This is a genomic window from Chloroflexota bacterium, from assembly GCA_020161265.1.
In the GTDB taxonomy this organism is placed as follows: domain Bacteria; phylum Chloroflexota; class Chloroflexia; order Chloroflexales; family Herpetosiphonaceae; genus Herpetosiphon.
The window spans coordinates 1-19329 of sequence record JAIUOC010000007.1 but is presented as its reverse complement, the minus strand read 5'-3'; the positions used below and the strand labels follow the sequence as shown (position 1 = coordinate 19329).

17 protein-coding genes are annotated in these 19329 nt (G+C 50.9%); 15 read left to right on the top strand and 2 right to left on the bottom strand.

Translation table 11 applies throughout. The annotated features are described in order from the left end of the window. The first annotated feature begins 231 nt into the window (after positions 1-231). The 15 genes from LCH85_16290 (at position 232) to LCH85_16220 (ending at position 17875) form a co-directional block, all read left to right on the top strand. Positions 232-1548 carry a DUF3644 domain-containing protein gene (locus LCH85_16290; GenBank protein MCA0353552.1) on the top strand — a complete coding sequence of 439 codons (1317 nt, stop codon included), beginning with the start codon at positions 232-234 and terminating at the stop codon, positions 1546-1548. A 412-nt stretch (positions 1549-1960) separates the two neighbouring features. After that, the gene (locus LCH85_16285; protein ID MCA0353551.1) at positions 1961-2755 is read left to right on the top strand and encodes a 2,3-dihydro-2,3-dihydroxybenzoate dehydrogenase; all 795 of its coding nucleotides are present in this window, start codon (positions 1961-1963) and stop codon (positions 2753-2755) included. A gap of 19 nt (positions 2756-2774) precedes the next feature. Beyond that, entirely contained in the window at positions 2775-3632 is an 858-nt protein-coding gene (aroF, locus tag LCH85_16280; GenBank protein ID MCA0353550.1) for a 3-deoxy-7-phosphoheptulonate synthase, read from the top strand. 37 nt (positions 3633-3669) lie between these two features. Beyond that, positions 3670-4857: an isochorismate synthase DhbC gene (gene dhbC, locus LCH85_16275; protein MCA0353549.1), complete on the top strand. Its 1188-nt coding sequence runs from the start codon at positions 3670-3672 to the stop codon at positions 4855-4857. Then, positions 4857-6485, top strand: coding sequence for a (2,3-dihydroxybenzoyl)adenylate synthase (locus tag LCH85_16270; protein ID MCA0353548.1), 1629 nt, complete (start codon positions 4857-4859; stop codon positions 6483-6485). The genes dhbC and LCH85_16270 overlap by 1 nt, the downstream gene beginning before the upstream one ends. Positions 6486-6496: 11 nt before the next feature. Further along, positions 6497-7354, top strand: a complete 858-nt coding sequence (locus tag LCH85_16265) for an isochorismatase family protein (protein MCA0353547.1) — start codon at positions 6497-6499, stop codon at positions 7352-7354. Then, positions 7347-11588, top strand: coding sequence for an amino acid adenylation domain-containing protein (locus LCH85_16260; GenBank protein ID MCA0353546.1), 4242 nt, complete (start codon positions 7347-7349; stop codon positions 11586-11588). Before LCH85_16265 ends, LCH85_16260 begins: the two co-directional genes overlap by 8 nt. 29 nt (positions 11589-11617) lie before the next feature. Then, entirely contained in the window at positions 11618-12694 is a 1077-nt protein-coding gene (locus LCH85_16255) for an iron-siderophore ABC transporter substrate-binding protein (protein MCA0353545.1), read from the top strand. Between the two features lie 255 nt (positions 12695-12949). Continuing rightward, positions 12950-13960, top strand: a complete 1011-nt coding sequence (locus LCH85_16250; protein MCA0353544.1) for an iron ABC transporter permease — start codon at positions 12950-12952, stop codon at positions 13958-13960. A 9-nt stretch (positions 13961-13969) separates the two neighbouring features. Then, on the top strand, positions 13970-15076 hold the full coding sequence (locus tag LCH85_16245) for an iron ABC transporter permease (protein ID MCA0353543.1): 1107 nt from the start codon (positions 13970-13972) through the stop codon (positions 15074-15076). After that, positions 15073-15897 (top strand): ABC transporter ATP-binding protein, encoded by an 825-nt coding sequence (locus LCH85_16240; protein MCA0353542.1) that lies wholly within the window; start codon positions 15073-15075, stop codon positions 15895-15897. The genes LCH85_16245 and LCH85_16240 overlap by 4 nt, the downstream gene beginning before the upstream one ends. 178 nt (positions 15898-16075) lie before the next feature. Then, a complete protein-coding gene (locus LCH85_16235; GenBank protein MCA0353541.1) occupies positions 16076-16366 on the top strand; it encodes a DUF2218 domain-containing protein in 291 nt (96 codons plus the stop codon). A 208-nt stretch (positions 16367-16574) separates the two neighbouring features. Beyond that, positions 16575-16910, top strand: a complete 336-nt coding sequence (locus LCH85_16230; GenBank protein ID MCA0353540.1) for a metalloregulator ArsR/SmtB family transcription factor — start codon at positions 16575-16577, stop codon at positions 16908-16910. Between the two features lie 2 nt (positions 16911-16912). Then, entirely contained in the window at positions 16913-17422 is a 510-nt protein-coding gene (locus LCH85_16225; protein MCA0353539.1) for an SRPBCC family protein, read from the top strand. A 48-nt stretch (positions 17423-17470) separates the two neighbouring features. Beyond that, the gene (locus tag LCH85_16220; protein ID MCA0353538.1) at positions 17471-17875 is read left to right on the top strand and encodes a DoxX family protein; all 405 of its coding nucleotides are present in this window, start codon (positions 17471-17473) and stop codon (positions 17873-17875) included. 191 nt (positions 17876-18066) lie between these two features. On the opposite strand, the gene LCH85_16215 is transcribed toward LCH85_16220, so the two are convergent. Both LCH85_16215 and LCH85_16210 read right to left on the bottom strand, forming a co-directional pair. Beyond that, positions 18067-18813, bottom strand: coding sequence for an SMI1/KNR4 family protein (locus LCH85_16215; GenBank protein ID MCA0353537.1), 747 nt, complete (start codon positions 18811-18813; stop codon positions 18067-18069). A gap of 332 nt (positions 18814-19145) precedes the next feature. Then, on the bottom strand, positions 19146-19329 hold a 184-nt coding region (locus LCH85_16210), incomplete at its 5' end, for a hypothetical protein (GenBank protein ID MCA0353536.1).

Sequence of the window (19329 nt, the reverse complement as noted above, 5' to 3'; positions counted from 1 at the left end):
AAGTGGTTGCACCAAGTTCTTGAGCGTAACATACAATCGTCTTGGAGTTTGAATGTGATTGGTTATATTCTTCTTTATAACTTTGTGGGGCTTGACGGGCTAATTATACTGATCCTAACAATGCTTTATCCCCATATCTAGTATGGGAAATTATATTTAATAATGATGTATAAAATAATTTTGGCTTGTTTGCCCACTAATGCTTACTCCTTAAATATATGAGGATGGCCAATGACTACTAATAGTATTGTTAATGAACGCAGAGAATCGATTTGCCAATGCTTAATTTCATTTGGATTCCCTGAAGATACCATATATTCACCAGAGCTATTAACATTAGGTTATTTTCCTTCGAAGCAGTCGAAAAAGACACTTGCATTTTTGATACTTACGTATCAGCAAGAATGCCCTGTATCTGTACTTAAACGAGTGAGTGATCAACCTGCTGGTATAGTACGATCGCTTAGGGATAAAGGCTTTATCTTCAAATCTAATCCAAATACTCCATCAGAATTTCAATATCAGAACCAAGCTGGAATTCAGTGTCGTTGTATTGAAAGATTTGACCCTCATAAGACTAAGGTTGGAGGACGGGCTAAAGCTCTACTTTCCAAATCTTTGGCTGCAGCTATATCAGCAATTGAGGTATACAATAAACCGGATTTTAGATATAGAGAAGAAACATTTGCAATATTATTAGTTAATGCATGGGAGTTGTTATTAAAATCAAAAATAATGGCTGATAATAATAATCAGATTTCTAGTATTCAAGTTTTGGATTCCAATGGTTCTCCAAAACAGACTCGTTCCGGTAATATTATGACAATAGACATTATAAAATCTATGAATATATTGAACTCACAAGGAAAGATTAATAAATCTTGTTTGGAGAATATAACAATATTAGTAGAATTAAGAGATAATGCAATCCATTTTACTAATAAAAATACTGATTTATCCAAAAAAGTCCTAGAAATAGGAACAGCTAGTCTTAAAAATTTTGTTTCTATTATCCTTGAATGGTTTGATGAAGATCTATCAAGTTATAATTTCTTTCTAATGCCATTATCTTTTTTTCACTTGGAAGAAATACAAAGCCATCTTTTTCCCAGCGAAAAAGAACTTCAAAGATTAATATCTTTTATTTACCAAAAAGAATTAAATAATCCTTACAGCGATGAATCAAATTATAATATTACATTGGCATATGAGATTAAGTTTAAAAAATCATCTACATCAAATATTACTATAACTACAAATAAAGAAGATACAGCAGTTAAGGTTTATGTTGACGAAGATGAAAAAATTAAGAATCAATACCCAATAGATTTTAATCGTCTAAAAGAAATTCTTGCTAATAGATATATTGATTTTAAGGCTAACAAACGATATCATCATATACGAAAGAGTTTAGAGAATCAGGAAATACATGGTGAACGTTATTGCTGCATTCGATATCTCAATTCTATAACTAAAAAGGGAACTCATAAAAAATTTTATAGTACTGAAATTATTAAAGAGTTTGATAAACATTATCAAAAACGATAATTATGAACCTGCTCCTCAGGCTTTGTAAATCCAAAGTTTTTCTATCTCCAGTTGTATGAATGTTGGCTATTGGCTTTTGGATTGAGAGATCCTTGAAAATACCAAACCATGTTCCGCTAGCCCATAGCCTTCAGCCCATCGCTCGCCAACCCTCTGGGTTAAACCCTCAATCCTGATCCCTGACCTCTAGCTACTGATCCCTCGCCCGTTTGACAAATCTGAGCCTGTTGCGTATACTGCGCCTTGAATAAAAACAGTTATATCCGACTAAATTGTGTTAATGACATAATCAACTTGTTGGTGATAGATTTTGCAAGTTTTTAGCTGAACAATTGAGCTAAAACGAGCAACTGTCAGCATCAGTTATTGCCATTCAAACTGCAGGCAAAGCCTGATCGGTTAGGGAGCGTTTGTGCAATTTTCAGAGTACCCCGAACTGAAAAACCAAGTAGCCCTAGTAACAGGTGCTGCTCAAGGTATTGGGGCCGCAGTTGCCCAAGAATTATGCCGCCATGGTGCACATGTGGTGGCGCTTGATGTTCAATCGGCTGGTTTGCAGGCGTTGCAACAACGCTTAGAAACCAGCGCAGGCCAGCTTAGCACGTACACAATCGATGTGCGTAAGGCCCAAGCGGTTGAAACGTTGGTTGATGCTATCGAAAAACAGACGGGGCCGATTGGCCTGTTGGTGAATGTTGCTGGTATTTTGCGTATGGCTCCAGTCGTTGAGTTGAGCGATGAGGATTGGGCAACCAGTCTCGATGTGAATGCCACGGGCGTGTTCAATCTAACGCGGGCAGTTGCTCGGCGCATGGTTCCACGCCAAGCTGGCAGCATCGTGACGGTTGGCTCGAATGCCGCTGGCGTACCGCGCATGCAGATGGCGGCCTATGCTGCCTCGAAAGCTGCCGCAACTGCCTTCACCATGTGCTTGGGCCTTGAATTAGCACAACATAAGATTCGCTGTAATGTCGTTTCACCTGGCTCGACCGACACCGCCATGCAACGCACGTTGTGGCACGACGAAACTGGCCCGCAACGGGTGATTGCTGGCTCATTGGAAACATTTCGCTTGGGGATTCCGCTTGGGCGGATTGCCGAGCCTGCCGATATTGCCAACGCTGTTGTTTTTTTACTCTCCGAGCGTGCTCGCCACATTACAATGCACGATTTGCGCATTGATGGCGGCGCAACGCTGGGTGCTTAGATACAAGGATTTCTCGCTCATGAGCAATGCAAACGCATCGACCAAGCCCGCGCCGTATCGACTTGCTGCTCGTACCGATGCCCACCAAGCCACAATTGTGGATCTTGGCTCGGTCAAAATTGGCGGCGGCCAACCAGTCGTGATGGCTGGCCCATGCTCAGTTGAATCAGAAAGCCAATTGCTCAACACGGCCTATGCAGTGGCCGAAGCCGGAGCACATATGCTGCGCGGCGGGGCTTTCAAACCACGCACATCACCCTATGCCTTCCGTGGCTTGGGCGAAGCAGGCTTGAAGATTTTGGCTAAAGCTCGCGCCGAAACTGGCTTGCCAATTATTACCGAAGCGCTCAATACCGCCGATTTAGATTTGGTGGCTGAATACACCGATGTGATTCAAATTGGCGCACGCAATATGCAAAATTTTGCCTTGCTCGAAGCTGCTGGTCGCACTGGCCGCCCAGTTATGGTCAAACGTGGCCCAGCTGGCACGATTGAAGAATGGCTATTGGCCGCCGAATATGTGTTAGCCACCGGCAATCCCAACGTGATTTTGTGTGAGCGTGGCATTCGCACCTTTGAAAATGCTACCCGCAACACGCTCGATTTGAATGCTGTGGCCATGGCCAAACATCGCAGCCATCTGCCTGTGATCGTTGATCCCAGCCATGGCACTGGCAAATGGTACTTGGTTGCGCCTTTGGCCTTGGCTGGCTTGGCGGTTGGTGGCGATGGCTTGATGATCGAAGTCCACCATGATCCTGATCATGCTAGCTCCGATGGCCCACAATCGTTGAACCACGAACATTTTGCTGATTTGATGGAAAAAATCAATCAACAATACGCCCAGCCAGTTGCGCGGGAAGTGGGTTTGAACTAAGCCAAGGCTGTGTAGCAGGCAATTAAGGATGACGATCATGAGCAGTTTTGAACAAGAACGGCTACGCGAATCGGCGTGGCAATTGCTAGACAACTATCAAGCAGAATCGGCCTTTTTCTTTGCATCGCCCAACCATACCTTGTTAGGGCAATTAAGCTATGTTGATTTGATCAGCCAAACCGCCTTACCTGAGCTTGAGCAACGAGTCAACGAGGCACTGCAACGGGCTGAACGTGGTGGTGAGGTTAATCCGGTGGTGGTGGGCGCATTGCCTTTTGCTCCTGATGCGGCGGCCTATTTGGCACTACCTTCGCGGGTAGTTTGGGCTGGCCCATTGCACGCCGAAGCCCAACCCTATTGGCATAATCAACGTTTGCCACATTGCAGCATCGAACCAATGCCAGCGCCCGAACACTACAAACAGGGTGTGGCGCAAGCCTTAGCCAAAATGCAGGCTGGCGATTTGCAAAAAGTTGTGCTCTCACGCGCATTGCAATTGACTGCTGAAGCACCGCTTGATGTGAATTTGATTTTGGCCAATTTGGCGCGTAATAACAAAACTGGCTATACCTTTGCTGTGCCGTTGCCAACTCGCCGTGCTTTGGTTGGGGCTAGCCCTGAGTTGTTACTGGCACGTAATGGTAACCAAGTGATCGCCAATCCCTTAGCTGGCTCGATTCCCCGCAGCAGTGACCCTGAAGAAGATGCGCGGCGGGCAGCAGGCTTGCTCGAATCGCCCAAAGATTTGCATGAACATAAGGTTGTGATCGAGGCGGTTGCGGCGGCCTTAGCGCCATTCTGTCTGAGCCTCGAAGTGCCGCAACCAACCGTCATTTCCACCGCGACGATGTGGCATCTCTCGACAACCTTGGTTGGTGAATTAAATCCTGATGCACCTTCGTCTTTGGGCTTGGCATTGGCCTTGCACCCAACTCCGGCGGTCTGTGGTACGCCTACCGAGGTCGCCCGTGCCGCCATCCGCGAAATCGAGCCGTTTGATCGGGGCTTTTTCACGGGTATGGTTGGTTGGTGCAACGCCCAAGGCGATGGCGAATGGATTGTCACGATTCGTTGTGCCGAAGTTGTTGATCAATCGTTGCGTTTATTTGCTGGCGCTGGGGTGGTGCTTGGCTCAACTCCTGAAGCTGAATTGGCCGAAACTGGGGCAAAATTCCGCACGATGTTGTTGGCGATGGGCATCGATAGCGAAGGCGAGGTGGCCTAATGGCTGAGCTGACGCTTGGCCTTGAGGGCACAACTGCTTGGCCCGCCGAGTTTGCCGAACGCTATCGCAACGCTGGCTATTGGGTTGATCAGACCTTTGGCGAAGCGCTACGCGAGTGGGCGCAACGCTCGGGTGAGGCTACCGCTGTGGTATGTGGCGAACGCCGTTGGAGCTACCGCGAGCTGGATCAACGAGTTGATCGCTTGGCAGCAGGCTTGCAACAGCTTGGCATCCAACCAAAACAACGGGTGGTGGTGCAATTGCCCAATTGCGCCGAATGGTTTGTGGTCTGTTTTGCGCTCTTTCGGGTTGGCGCAATTCCGTTGATGGCGTTGCCAGCCCATCGTTTGGCTGAAATTGGCTATTTTTGCCAGCATAGCGAAGCGGTGGCCTATGTGATTGCCGATAAAATTGGCAGTTTCGATTATCGCAATTTGGCAGCTGAGGTCAAAGCGGTTGCGCCAACCTTGGAACATGTATTGGTGGTTGGCGAGGCTGGGTCGTTTACTGCTTTGGCTGATGTCGATGCCGAGCCAAGCGAATTTCCAACGCTTGACCCCGCCGAAGTGGCTTTGTTCCAGCTTTCGGGCGGCAGCACGGGCGTGCCCAAATTGATTGCCCGCACCCACGATGATTATTTGTATTCGGTGCGAGCTAGTGCTGAAATCTGCGAGTTGGATGCCAGCAGCGTCTATTTGTGCGTCTTGCCGATGGCTCATAACTTTCCGATGAGTTCGCCTGGAACCTTGGGAACGTTGGTGGCGGGCGGCACGGTGGTGCTTGCGCCGCAACCTAGCCCCGATGTGGCTTTTCCCTTGATTGCTCGCGAAGGCGTAACGATTACTGGTATGGTTCCGCCGCTAGCATTGCTGTGGCTCGATGCTGCGGCGAATCGCAAGGCCGAATTATCCAGCCTTAAGCAAATTTTGGTTGGTGGTGCGCCCTTTGGTGCTGATACCGCTCGCCGCGTGCATCCAGAGCTTGGTTGCCAATTGCAACAAGTCTATGGTATGGCTGAGGGCTTGGTTAATTACACGCGGCTTGATGATCCGACTGAGCTGATTTGCCATACCCAAGGCCGCCCAATTTCGCCTTTAGATGAGGTGCGAATTGTCGATGATGAAGATAATGATTTGCCGCTGGGTGAGCTTGGCCACCTGATTACCCGTGGCCCCTACACGATTCGCGGCTATTATCGCGCTGCTGAACATAATCAACGCGCTTTTACCAGCGACGGTTTTTATCGTACTGGCGATTTGGCCCGCTTGAACGCCGCTGGCTATGTTTCAGTCGAAGGCCGTGCCAAAGATCAAATCAATCGTGGTGGCGAAAAAGTTGCTGCCGAAGAAATCGAGCAACATCTGCTCAATCACCCAGCGATTCACGATGTGGCGCTGGTGGGCTTGCCCGACCGATTTTTGGGCGAGCGCACTTGTGCGGTGATTGTCAGCAACGGCGTGACTATCAACCGCCGCGAGGTGGTGCAATTTTTGCGCAGCCGGGGGCTTGCCGAATACAAATTGCCAGATCGGGTCGAAATCGTGGAGAGTTTGCCCAAAACTGGGGTTGGCAAGATCAACAAACGGCTGTTACGTGAGCAATTAAGTGCTGGTCGTGTGCCAGCCTAGAAGGATAGATTATGGCCTTACCATCAATTGCGGCTTATGCAATTCCAACTGAATTACCAACTAACCGCGCCACTTGGGCGGCTGAGCCACAGCGGGCAGCGTTGTTGATTCACGATTTGCAAAATTATTTTATCGATGCTTTTCCTGCTGGCGAGGAGCCAATTAGCAGCGTGTTGCGTTCGATTGCCAGCTTGCGCGGTCACGCGCATGCCCTGGGCATTCCGGTGTTTTATTCGGCCCAACCAGGCGACCAAGCGCCCGAAGATCGCGGCTTGTTGAGCACATTTTGGGGCAAAGGCTTGAGCACTGGCACGCCACCGGAGATTGTCGCGCCGCTTGCACCGCAGGCTGGCGATCAGGTAATTACCAAATGGCGTTATAGCGCGTTTCAACGCACGCCGTTGCGCGAATTGTTGCGTGAAGCAGGCCGCGATCAATTAATTGTGTGTGGAGTTTATGCCCATCTCGGCTGTTTGTTGACCGCCTGCGATGCCTTTATGCAAGATATTCAGCCATTTTTTGTGGCCGATGCTGTCGCCGATTTTACGCTTGACGAGCATCGCATGGCTTTGCACTATGCCGCTGGCCGTTGTGCTGTGGTCACCACGACCGAACAATTGGTACGCGAATTGGGCTACAACCAATTACGCAGCGAGTTGCACGATTTGCTTGATGATGTTGAAAGCATCGGCGCTGATGATAATTTGCTCGATTGGGGCTTGGATTCAGTGCGCTTGATGACCTTGGCCGAGCGCTGGCGGGCAGCAGGCTGTGAAGTTGGTTTTGCTGAATTGGCCGAAACCCCAACTTTAGCCGAATGGTGGCAACGCCGTTTTGCCGCCCAAAATTTGGAGCAAACTCATGGCTAAGCTGGCGCTATCGGCGGCACAACATGGCATTTGGCTGGGTCAACAGCTCGATCCGAGTAGTCCGCTGTATAACACAGCCGAATATGTGGCGCTGCGCGGTGCAGTTGAGCTTGCTAATTTGACCGCTGCGATTGAGCAGGCCTTTGCTGAAGCCGCAACCCTGCATTTGCGTTTCGGGCTTGAGCATGATCAGCCGTATGCGCTGGTTGAACCACAGCCAATTAACTTGACCGTGCATGATTTGCGCGATCTTCCTGATGCTGAAGCGCGAGCTTTGGCTTGGATGCAGCACGATTTGGGCAATGTGGTCGATCTGGCAACCGGCCCGCTGTTCAACACGGCGATTTTGCAACTTGCCGATGATCAGGTGTGGTGGTATTTGCGGGCGCATCACATTGCCTTAGATGGCTATAGTTTTGCTTTGCTCACCAAGCGTGTCGCCGAAATCTACTCAGCATTGCAAACCAAGGCCTCGCTCAGCCCAAGCTTTGGCGAATTGGCCCCAGTAATTGCTGAAGATCACGCCTATCAAGCCTCAATTCAGGCCAGCCTTGATCGCGAATTTTGGGTCAATCGCTTTGCTGATAATCCGCAAGTGGTGAGTTTAACTCAGCAAACCGCCCTATCGCAGCCGCGTAGCATGCGCTTGAGCACTGCTTTAGCTAGTGACTTGATCGAGCGATTAACAGCAATCGCCAAGCCCAGCCGTAGCACATGGCCCGATGCCTTGATGGCGGTGGTGGCGACCTATCTCGCCCGCTGGAATAACAGCGAGAGCGTAGTTTTGGGTATGCCCTTGATGAGCCGTTTGGGTTCGGTGGCGTTGCGTGTGCCGTGTATGGCCATGAATATTGTGCCGCTCTGCCTCAAGGTTGCTACCGAGCATGATTTAGTCCAATTGACTGCGGTAGTAGCAGCCGAACGCAATGCCTTCCGCAAGCATGGCCGTTATCGCTATGAGCAGTTGCGCCGCGATTTGGGCTTTGTTGGCGCTGGGCGGCGTTTATTCGGGCCTGTCGTCAATATTATGCCCTTCGATCATCCGCTGAATTTCGGTGATTGCCAAGCCCAGAGTACCACGCTCACTGCTGGCCCAGTCGAGGATTTGGCCTTCAACGTGATTTTGCGTGGCAACCAACTGTATTTGACGCTTGAGGCCAATCCGGCTTGCTACAGCCAAGCCGCGCTTGAATATCATTTTGCAGCAATTCAACAACTATTAAATGATTGGCTGGACAATCCAAGCATACCTGTGGCTGAGCAGCAGGTTTTGCCAGCGCCGCTTGTGCTTGATGGTGGCGAGTTGCGCTTGCCGCTGACCAGCGTGATCGAGCAAATTTTGGAGAATGCCAAACAACAGCCACACGCCTTGGCTTTGGTTACCGACACTGAGCAACTGAGCTATGCCGAGTTGGCGAGCCACGTCCATGCTTGGGCGGGCCAATTGGTGCAGCGTGGGGTAGCTGCTGGCAGCGTGGTTGGGGTGGCCTTGCCGCGTAGCCGCGAGGCGATTGTGGCGATCTTAGCGACGCTTTGTTGTGGTGCGGCCTATCTACCACTCGACCCGCAATGGCCGCAAAGCCGCTTGGCGGGTGTTGTGGCGCAAGCTCAACCAGTGCTAGTTTTGGCGCAGCAAGCTTTTGATCTGCCCAATTTGTTGTTGGTCGCGCAGTTGAGCAAGGCCAATGCATGGTTCGAGGCCCGAGTCGATTTGGCCCAACCAGCCTACATCATGTATACCTCTGGCTCGACTGGCGAGCCAAAAGGTGTGGTGATTAGCCATCAGGCTTTGGCGGGTTTTGTGCAGGCAGCGGCTGAGCGTTACGCAATCGGCGCAGCTGATCGGGTATTGCAATTTGCCCCATTGGCTTTTGATGCTAGCGTTGAAGAAATTTTTATGACGCTCTGTCAAGGTGCGACCTTGGTGTTGCGCAACGATGCCATGCTCGAATCGTTACAGCGCTTTGTAGCGGCTTGCCAAGCGCATGCGATTAGTGTGCTCGATTTGCCAACCGCCTTTTGGCATGAATTAGCCGATAGCGTGGCTCAAGGCGCGGTGCAGTTGCCCGAATGCTTGCGGGTGGTAATTATTGGTGGCGAGGCGGCTCTGCCAGAGCGGGTTCGTGGCTGGTTGAACGTGGTTGCGCCGAATGTGCGTTTATTCAACACCTATGGCCCAACCGAGGCGACCGTGGTGGCAACCGTGGCCGAATTGAGTAACCCCGATCAACCAATTACGATTGGTCGGCCATTGGTAGGGGTGCAAGCAGCCATTTTGGGCAGCGACCAGCAGCCAATTTTTGCAGGCGATGTTGGCGATTTGTATCTGCTGGGCAATGGCTTGGCAACAGGTTATTATCAACGCCCCGATTTGGATGCGCTGAATTTTGGTCAACTTAGCCAATTGCTGAATGCGCCTCGTGGCTATCGCACTGGCGATCGGGTGCGTTTGCTTGATGGTCAGTTGCAGTTTGTAGGTCGCAGCGACGATGAATTCAAAATTAGCGGCCAGCGCGTCACGCCTGCCGAAATTGAATCGGTCTTTTTGCGGCATACGGCGGTGCGCGAAGTAGCAGTGATTGGTCAGCAGCTTGGCAATGCGAGTAAGCGCTTGTTTGCAGCGGTTGTTGTCAGCGATGCCAATTTGAGCGTGACTGAATTGCGCAATCACGCCAGCCAACATCTGCCAGCGGCGGTAATTCCGGCGGCGATCACGATTGTTGAACGTTTGCCGCGCAATAGTGCAGGCAAGATCGATCGCAAGGCTGTAGCGGCCTTAGCGCCAGCACCAGTGATGGTGAATGCTGCGACCAACGATACGCCAGCATTAATTCGCCAAGTTTGGGCCGAAGTTTTGGGCCAAACTGAATTCAACGACGAAGCCGATTTCTTCGCCTTGGGTGGTCAATCGCTGCAAACGATTCAGGTTGCTAATCGTTTGGGTATGGCCTTGGGCCGCGAAGTAACCGCTGCCTTTATCTTCCGCTATCCCACGATTGCGAGCTTGAGCCAAGCGCTCGACCCTGAATTTGAGCAGACTTCTGAGGCCGCGCCACAATTTTTGAGCGATGCCAATTTGTCTGAGCAGATTGTGCCCAAACAACTCAATGCCCAGCCACGGCCAATCCAAACCGTACTATTGACTGGGGCAACTGGCTTTGTCGGGGCGCATCTGTTGGCCGAATTGCTCAATACAACCACCACCAACGTGATTTGTGTGGTGCGAGCTGGCTCGAATGCAGCAGCCTTTGAGCGGTTGCAAGCAAGTTTGCACCACTACGAATTGCCAACCGAGCAGCTTGCCGAGCGGGTTGAAGCTTGGCAGGGTGATTTGGCTCAGCCCCAATTTGGGCTTGACGGTCAGCAATGGCAAAGCTTGATCGAACGCTGCGATTTGATTTATCACAATGCGGCGATGGTCAGTGTGGTTCGTGAATATAGCAGTTTGCGGGCGGTCAACGTCAACGCTACCAGCGAAATTTTACGTTTGGCAGCGGTACGTTGCACACCTGTGCATTACGTTTCAACCTTGGCAGTTTCGCCACCGCAAAGCGTGATGCATCGCGTGCCCGAAGATTTTGTGGCGGCGCATGCTGGGCTACGCGATGGTTATAGCCAAAGCAAATGGGTCGCCGAACGCTTGCTCGAACAAGCGGCTACCCGTGGTTTGCCCGTCGCCGTCTATCGTTTAGGGCGGGTGGTTGGCCCCAATCAAAGCAATTTTGTCAATCAAGATGATTTATTCTGGCGGATTGTCCAAGCAGGTGTGCCGCGTGGCTTATTGCCCAGCCTGCCTGTCGAGGAAATCTGGAATCCAGTTGATTTTGCTGCACAGACAATCGTGCAATTTAGCCGTAATCATCGCGGGGTGCGCGTGTATAACCTTGCGCCCAGCGAGCCAATCAGCTTTGCCCAACTTTTGGGCTGGGTTGGTGATTATGGCTATGGCGTGCAATTGTGCAGAGTTGAGCAATGGTATCAAGCGTTGCGTAACGCCGACGATGCGATGAGTCAGGCAACCCTGACCTTCTTTGAGCGCCAGGCTGATGGCGGGGAACTGCCCAGCACAATTGGTACGATTGAAAACAAACGCTTGCTGCAAACGTTGGCAGCGCATGGTATTGCCGTGCCTGTGATCGATCGCGAGCGCTTCTTTGGCTATCTTAAGCGGTGTATTCGAACGGGTTTATTGCCCGCGCCCGATTTACGCCAGACTAGTATTGGTATTCGCTAAAATTTTTAGCATACAAAGGAATTACACCAATGACATCCCTTTCAGTTCGTTTTCGTTCGTTATTGGCCTTACTCGCGCTTGTGACCTTGGCTGCTTGTGGCTCGACCACGGCTCCAACCGCAACCACTGCCCCGGCGGCAACCGAAGCTTCTGCGGCAACTACGGCTCCGGCAGCAACCGAAGCCCCAGCTGCGACCGAGGCTCCGGCAGCAACCGAAGCGCCAACCGCCGAAGCAACTACAGAAACCAGTGCTAGCGGCACTCGCAGCATTGAAACTCGCTATGGCACGGTCGAAGTGCCAGCAACTCCTGCTCGGTTGGTGACGCTTGATGAAGGCGCATTGGATACCGCCGTGGCCTTGGGTATTATCCCAGTTGGTGGCATTAGCTCACGTTTGAGCGAAGGCGTTGCTCCCTACATCGCCGATAAAGTGCCTGGGATTGCGATTGTTGGTAACCCTGGCGAAATCAACTTCGAAGCAGTAATTGCTGCTACCCCCGACTTGATTTTGACCCACAACCGCATCGACGAAGAAACCTACAAAAAATTGAGCGCAATTGCTCCAACCATCGTGCCAACCAACGGCATTGGCGCTTGGAAAGATGCCGCTGGCGAATATGCCGCAGCCTTGGGCAAAACCAGCGAACTCGAAGCATGGTTGAAAGAATTCGATGCGAAAGTTGCTGATGCCAAAACCAAATTAGCAATCAAAGAAGGCACGACTGGCGCGGTTATCCGCTGGATGCCCCAAGGCCCATTGGTGATGGGTCGCTTGTTGCCAGCAGTTGTCTTGATCGAAGAATTGGGCTTGAGCTTGCCCCAAGTGGCGATTGATTTGGGCACTGATGCACCACACACCGATGTTTTGAGCTTGGAACAATTGGCAACCGTTGATACCGACTGGTTGTTTGTGGCCACGTTCAATGCTGAAGGCGATGGCGCTTTGGCAACCGCCCGCGAACAAGCAGCGTTTGGCCAATTGAAGGCTGAAAAATCCAAGCAAGTTGTGGCGGTTAGCGCTCAACTCTGGAGCAGCGCGTTTGGTCCATTGGCTGCCGATGCCATCTTGAGCGATATTATCGCTGGCGTTCCTGCGGCACAATAGGCTATTGGGGGTTGGTTGTTGGGGGTCGGGGATCGGTTTGATCTGTGATCTCCAGCAGCTTAAACTCAAAAGTTAAGGATCAGGAGAACGGGAACCGCGAAGCACGCGAAGAACACGAAGGTTGGGGATCGGGATAATACACAAAACTATTTGGATCAATAGGTTAACTTGGGTAAGCCTAATTATTCTGTTGATCCAAATAGTTGCTATGTTCTATGTTCTCCCGAACCCCTACTTAAATTGGGAAAAACGATAATGGCTACAACTTTGCTCTCGCGACGCATGCTCATTGGAGTGCTGGCAGCCTTTGGCTTGCTGGCAATTGTTATTTTATTGAGCCTTGGGGTTGGCTCGGATAATGCAATTGGCTTGGCCCAAGTCTTTGCTGTGCTCCAAGGCTCTGGTGATGATCAAGCCCGTTTGACGGTGCTCGATTTGCGCGTACCACGCACGATTATTGGCGTTTTGGTCGGCGTGGCGCTTGGCTCGGCTGGGGCATTATTGCAGGCGGCTGCCCGTAATCCCTTGGCTGAGCCAGGTTTGTTGGGGGTCAGCGCAGGTTCGGCGACTGCCGTGGTCGTATCGATTGCGCTCGGAGCCAGCCTGAATAATTTACAAGTTGGCGTTGCCATTTTTGGGGCGTTGGTTGGCTGTACCGTCGCGCTCGGCGTTGCCCGCATGAGTGGCCTCGGCGATGATCCAATTCGCTTAGTGCTGGCGGGCGCAGCCTTGAGCAGCATGCTGGCGGCGGTTTCCTCAGTAATTTTGCTGACCGATCAACGCACCGCCGATGAGGTGCGTTTTTGGACGATTGGCGCAATTGCTGGCCGTAATTTGAGCAGCATCACTTCCGCAATTCCCGTATTATTGCTGGGTTTGGCGGTTGCCTTGTTGCTAGCGCGGCCATTAGCGGCCTTGGCACTGGGCGAAAAAGTTGCCAGCGGGCTTGGTCAACGCCCCAAATTAGTCCGAACAGGCGTGATGATTAGCGTCGCCTTATTGGTTGGTTCGGCCACGGCGATGGCTGGGCCAATTGGCTTTGTCGGGTTGGTGGTGCCGATTGCGGCCCGCGCGATGGTGGGGCCAGATATTCGGCGAGCGTTAATATTGGCGGTGCTGCTTGGCCCAAGTTTTGTGCTGTTGGCCGATGTGCTTTCGCGGATTGTTGCGCGACCAACCGAAACCCCACTGGGTGTGATTTCAGCATTAATTGGTGCACCAATTTTGGTGCTGATTGTGCGCAGCCAACGCTTACCAGCGCTCTAGGAGAATGGCATGGATCGACTTTCGCTGACCCCAACCACGAGTGTTGCTCACGAGCTAAACCTAGCCCAGCCATTTACCGTCCAACCAACTGGCTTATGGTTGCTACGCGTTGGCCGTTTGAGCCTGCTGTTGGATCGACGGGCTTGGCTGGCGAGTTTGCTTTTGCTGCTTGCGACGGTAGTTTTGGTTGGCCTGAGCCTCGGCAGTGGTACGGTCAAAATCGCCCCACTTGATGCCTTGGCAGCCTTGTTTAATCAAGGCGAAACCAAAAATATCTTTATTGTGCGCGATTTACGGCTGACTCGCGTTTTGGCAGGTGGCATGGCTGGCGCTGCTTTGGGCATGGCTGGCTGTTTGTTGCAAACGCTCAGTCGCAATCGACTGGCCAACCCCGATACGATTGGGATCGATAATGCTGCGACGGCTTTTGCGGTTGCCTCGGTCGTGGGAGTTAGTACAACCCTCGCGCCTTCAGGCATGGCCTTGATCGGTGCAATTACTATGCTTTCCTTAACCTTTGCCTTGAGTGGTGGGGCTGGCACCCGCGGTTATCGTTTCTTAATCACAGGGCTGGGCTTGGGCGCAATCTGTGGAGCTGCCACTAATTTGATGCTAGCACGTGCCCCAATTGATGCTGCCAATGATGCTTTTCCTTGGACAATTGGCAGCTTGAACGATCGTTCGGGAATTACCGTAAGCTTGCTGGCTTGGGGCGTGGTGATATTGCTACCGCTGGCTGCGATCGTGGGTAAACGCCTTAATTTGGTGCGCTTGCCCGATGCAGTTGCCCAAAGTTTAGGGGTGCGAGTCAATCGTTTGCGCTTCTTCACGATTTTGTTGGCGGGGAGCTTGACCGGCCTTGCGGTTGCGGTTGCTGGGCCAGTTGGCATGATTGGCTTGGCTGCACCTGAGTTGGGTCGGCGCTTGGCTGGCCCGCGCACTGTGCCGATTGTGCCTTCAGCCTTGGCTGGCGCATGCTTTACCATGCTGGCTGATTTGCTTGGGCGCACTTTGTTCAGCCCAACTGAAATTCCAGTGGGCATTGTAACAGCCTTAGTTGGCGGCCCTTACTTATTATGGTTCCTGTTGCGAACCCCGCGAGGCAAACAATTATGAGTGTTTCTCCCCTAGCGGCGTTGCAAACCCAAAATTTGGTCTTGGGCTATCAACGCACAACGATTATTGATCAGCTGAATGCCTCGATTCCCCATGGCCAGGTTACGGCGATTATTGGTCCAAACGGCTGTGGTAAATCAACCTTGCTGGCGGGTTTAGCCAAATTGCATCCAGCCAAGCAAGGCCAAATTTTGCTCGATGGCCAGGATATTGCCCGTCTTTCGCCGCGTGAGATGGCCCAAGCTTTGGCCTTGCTGCCCCAAGATGGCGTGGCTCCCGATGGTATGACTGTGGCCGATTTGGTGCGTTTTGGTCGGCATCCCCATACTGGCCTGTTGCGTCAGTGGTCAAAAGAAGATCAACATGCCGTGGTGACTGCAATCGCGACTGCTGATTTGATGGAGATGGCTGATCGACCCTTGACGACGCTTTCGGGTGGTCAACGCCAACGCGCTTGGATCGCCATGGCTCTCGCTCAATCAACGCCATTGCTGCTGCTCGATGAGCCGACCGCTGCGCTTGATCTTGGGCATCAAATCGAGGTATTTGAGCTGATTCGCCAATTGTCGGCTGAAGGCAAAACCGTGGTGATGGTGGTGCATGATTTGGCAAGTGCTTGTCGCTATGCCGACCATCTGATCGCCATGTGTGCTGGCTCGATCATCGCTGCTGGTGCGCCAAACGCCGTGGTTACCCCCGAATTAATTCATCAACTCTATGGTGTGCACTGTCGATTAATCCCCGACCCAATTAGCGGTACGCCGATTATTGTTGGGGTGCAGAAAAGTCAAAAGTCAGAAGGCAAAAATCAAAAGGGCTAGGCTTAACGCAGAGGCGCAGAGTTAGGCGAGGAGTCAGTAGTCAGGATTCAGGGTCTAGCGGTCAAGATTCAGCCATTTGGTACAGCAGAATAATTAGTGAAATTCGTGGCTAAAAACAGCCTTCGTGTTCTTCGTGTCCTTCGTGGATCAATTAACTAAAATACATAAGGAGCATTTCATGCAATCACAGGCAACAATTCCAACCGCGCTTGGTTCGAGCTACATCAAAAAATTATGCAAGCACTACGCCCACAAAATCAAAGTCGAATACGACGATCAGCAAGGTATGGCCTATTTTGCAATGGGCACATGTGCCATGCAAGCCGAAGCTGAACAGTTGATTTTTGTGATTGATGCCGAAACCAGCGAGGCTGTTGCCACCATTCAACACATTATGAACGAACATTTTGAGCAATTTGCTTTCCGCGAAAAACTCAAAGTTGAATGGCAAGCACTCGACGCTGAGTAAATAACGCAGAGGCGCAGAGCGGAGAACATAGCGACTATGGGCTATTGAACCACCACCAGCTGTTTCGGTAGCCCATAGTTTTTTGTGGTTTAATTAAAACTGGCTCACTGAATCCTGAATCCCGAATCCTAGCTCCTTCATCGATATTCGTCGTTAAAAATAGCAAATTCGTTCTTGATATATTCCCATATTGGTATATAATAAATATATGGCACGTGCAGCAACAACAACTGATGTTTTCAATGCGATCGCAGAACCTGGTCGGCGGCAAATTCTTGACCTACTTGTTCATGGCGAATTAGCAGTCAACGAGCTGGTGGAGCAGCTTGGGCTGGCTCAGCCACAGGTTTCCAAACGGCTTCACGTATTGCGTGAAGTTGGGTTGGTACTGGTGCGTGATGATGGGCGGCAGCGTTACTATCGCTTGAATGGTCGCGCCCTCAAACCAATTCACGATTGGATTCGCCGCTATGAACAAATGTGGAATGAGCGGTTTGATGCTTTGGATGAATTACTCGAAGAACTGAATCATGAGGAGGATTAACCATGGCAACCTTGGTAAATAAGCATTCGGCAGTTGTAACGTTACCAACCGATACCCAAATTCAAATTAATCGTGATTTTAATGTGCCTAAAGAGTTGGTGTATCGCGCTTGGACGACTCCTGAGTTGGTCAAACGTTGGTGGTCGGCTGGTCATGGCACGGTCACAATTGCCGATATTGATCTTCAGGTTGGTGGAATGTGGCGTTGGGTAACGGTGACTGAAACGAGCTTTGAGGTGGCTTTTCATGGAGTTTATCAGCAGCTCGCTCCTAATGAATTGATTGTTTGTACCGAAGTCTACGAGGCCATGCCCGATGGTGAAGCACTCAATACGATAACTTTTAGCGAACGTGATGGTGGCTGTAGCCTGACCCTGCTAGTTCAACATAGCTGTCAAGAGCATCGCGATGGTCATGTGAATTCGGGTATGGAAGCGGGCATGCAAAGCGCACTCGATATGTTGGAAAGTGCTGCCTTGGAACTGCTCGAAGCATCAACAATCAAGGCCTAAATCCAAAATCCGTTGATTGAGCTAGATACTAGCGAAAGGATACCATTGATGGCAACTGTGATGACCGCTCCATCAAAGCCAATCGTGTGGACAAGCCGGATTTTGCGGGGTTTGGCAGCGGCGTTTCTGCTGTTTGATGGTGGTTTCAAGCTGTTTAATCCTGCGCCTGTGGCCGAATCGTTTGCGGCACTCGGCTACCCCGATGGAATTGCCTTGAGCTTGGGGATTTTGCTGCTGGTTTGTACGGTTTTGGCGATCATTCCGCGCACAGCAGTGTTGGGAACGGTGCTGCTGACAGGCTACTTTGGTGGCGCTATTGCCAGCCATGTGCGCGTGGGCGACCCGCTCTTTTCGCTGGTGTTTCCACTGATTCTTGGCGGCATGCTGTGGGGTGGTTTGTACCTGAGCGATGCTAGGCTACGGGCGGTTTTTCCGCTGCGAGCGCACGATTAATTGTTGACTAGTTGGTGATAATAAATTGGGTTGCCTTACTAGCGATTAAGTCCTTAGCAGGGCAACCCAATTCAAGGATATCGTTCTAACACCTCACCCAAACGATCTATTTGGTTGGATGCACAACCTGTGAGCATTCCCAACAGCAACCCTATTCCCCACAGCGTTTTGTTCAATCGCTGCTTCATTGATCATTGCTCCCCTTCAAACTGCGCCCAACGAAAAGGTAGGGGAAGTTGTAATTGCTGCATCTGTTGATAAAGATCGGTTTGGCGAAATGTACTAACCCAAGCGCTTAGAAAATCCCAAGGGCCTGTTAAGTATTGCTTTTGGATGTCTGTTTGATAGCGTTGAGCACTAAAATGCTCATAAAGCTGCCTATATTCCTGCATATGCTGAACTACAAGGCTACTGCGTTCCTCAAGATTCGTATTAGGTTTTCGAATATACGTCAGGTATTCTTCAGTCCAAAATCTACATTCGATTGCATCAAAGGCACTATCACGTAGCCAGATCGAGAATGTTGGGGCAAGCTGACTGGGTTCGGTTGGGGCAGGCTCGTCGCCAAGGCTGGCACAAAAAACCACAGGATCGTCACCTTGATCGCGCCGAAGATAATAGATAACATACCCTTGATGTTGAGTGAATGGGATAATCAATGGGTCAGCTAACCAAGGCATTAGTCCATCTTCTTGCATATATCTGGCTGTTCTGTGTGCCTCATCAAGCCGATCGATAGCGGCATAATCACCATCAAACCAACGGTGGGTGTTGGTGTTGCCAAAGGTTTGTAAAAAGGCACGATAACAGGCTGGCAAACGATATCCACGAGCTTGCTCAAGTTCAGCTATGACTACCTCATCAACCCCGGCAACCGTCTCGACTACGTTTGCTTCGACCATAAAACTGGCTAATTCCTGCATATAGGTTGGGTACATTTGAGGTACTCCCAATCTCTCGATCAAGCTATGTCATCAATTCAATTATAAAGGCAGAAAGAGGAGGGCAAGGATTCAGGGGTCAGCGGCCAGGGGGCACGAATCAGCGTTGTGGCACAGCAGAAGAATTAGTGCAATTCGTGTAATTCGTGGCGAAACAACCTATCTTCGTGGCCTTCGCGTCCTTCGCGGTTTCGTTCCTCGCTCTGGATGGAGCGGGTTCGGGTGATTTGACAAGGGATACAATCTGCGGTAGAATCCCCGAGCTGTCAACGCATGACGGGTTTCGCCAGTCACGACACACCAACCTGAATCGAATCGCCCACATCGGCTCATTTGACACGAACGAGCAGCGGTGGTAGAATCCTCAGGCTGTTGACCGACAGCATCGATGTTTGCTCAACATCACACATTTGACGAATTGCTCCGCTCCGATGCTCTTCTGACATCAGCGGATTTTTTATCGCCAAAATCGCACCTTTCCAACTGATGGGTGCTGCGTCCGCAGCACATTCC

Excerpts from the sequence above, each read along its gene's own strand:
- LCH85_16265 (MCA0353547.1), top strand. The coding sequence starts at position 6,497 with ATGGCCTTACCATCAATTGCGGCTTATGCAATTCCAACTGAATTACCA.
- dhbC (MCA0353549.1), top strand. The coding sequence starts at position 3,670 with ATGAGCAGTTTTGAACAAGAACGGCTACGCGAATCGGCGTGGCAATTG.
- LCH85_16215 (MCA0353537.1), bottom strand. The coding sequence starts at position 18,813 with ATGTACCCAACCTATATGCAGGAATTAGCCAGTTTTATGGTCGAAGCA.
- aroF (MCA0353550.1), top strand. The coding sequence starts at position 2,775 with ATGAGCAATGCAAACGCATCGACCAAGCCCGCGCCGTATCGACTTGCT.
- LCH85_16240 (MCA0353542.1), top strand. The coding sequence starts at position 15,073 with ATGAGTGTTTCTCCCCTAGCGGCGTTGCAAACCCAAAATTTGGTCTTG.
- LCH85_16255 (MCA0353545.1), top strand. The coding sequence starts at position 11,618 with ATGACATCCCTTTCAGTTCGTTTTCGTTCGTTATTGGCCTTACTCGCG.
- LCH85_16225 (MCA0353539.1), top strand. The coding sequence starts at position 16,913 with ATGGCAACCTTGGTAAATAAGCATTCGGCAGTTGTAACGTTACCAACC.
- LCH85_16245 (MCA0353543.1), top strand. The coding sequence starts at position 13,970 with ATGGATCGACTTTCGCTGACCCCAACCACGAGTGTTGCTCACGAGCTA.
- LCH85_16260 (MCA0353546.1), top strand. The coding sequence starts at position 7,347 with ATGGCTAAGCTGGCGCTATCGGCGGCACAACATGGCATTTGGCTGGGT.
- LCH85_16250 (MCA0353544.1), top strand. The coding sequence starts at position 12,950 with ATGGCTACAACTTTGCTCTCGCGACGCATGCTCATTGGAGTGCTGGCA.
- LCH85_16235 (MCA0353541.1), top strand. The coding sequence starts at position 16,076 with ATGCAATCACAGGCAACAATTCCAACCGCGCTTGGTTCGAGCTACATC.
- LCH85_16270 (MCA0353548.1), top strand. The coding sequence starts at position 4,857 with ATGGCTGAGCTGACGCTTGGCCTTGAGGGCACAACTGCTTGGCCCGCC.
- LCH85_16220 (MCA0353538.1), top strand. The coding sequence starts at position 17,471 with ATGGCAACTGTGATGACCGCTCCATCAAAGCCAATCGTGTGGACAAGC.
- LCH85_16230 (MCA0353540.1), top strand. The coding sequence starts at position 16,575 with ATGGCACGTGCAGCAACAACAACTGATGTTTTCAATGCGATCGCAGAA.
- LCH85_16290 (MCA0353552.1), top strand. The coding sequence starts at position 232 with ATGACTACTAATAGTATTGTTAATGAACGCAGAGAATCGATTTGCCAA.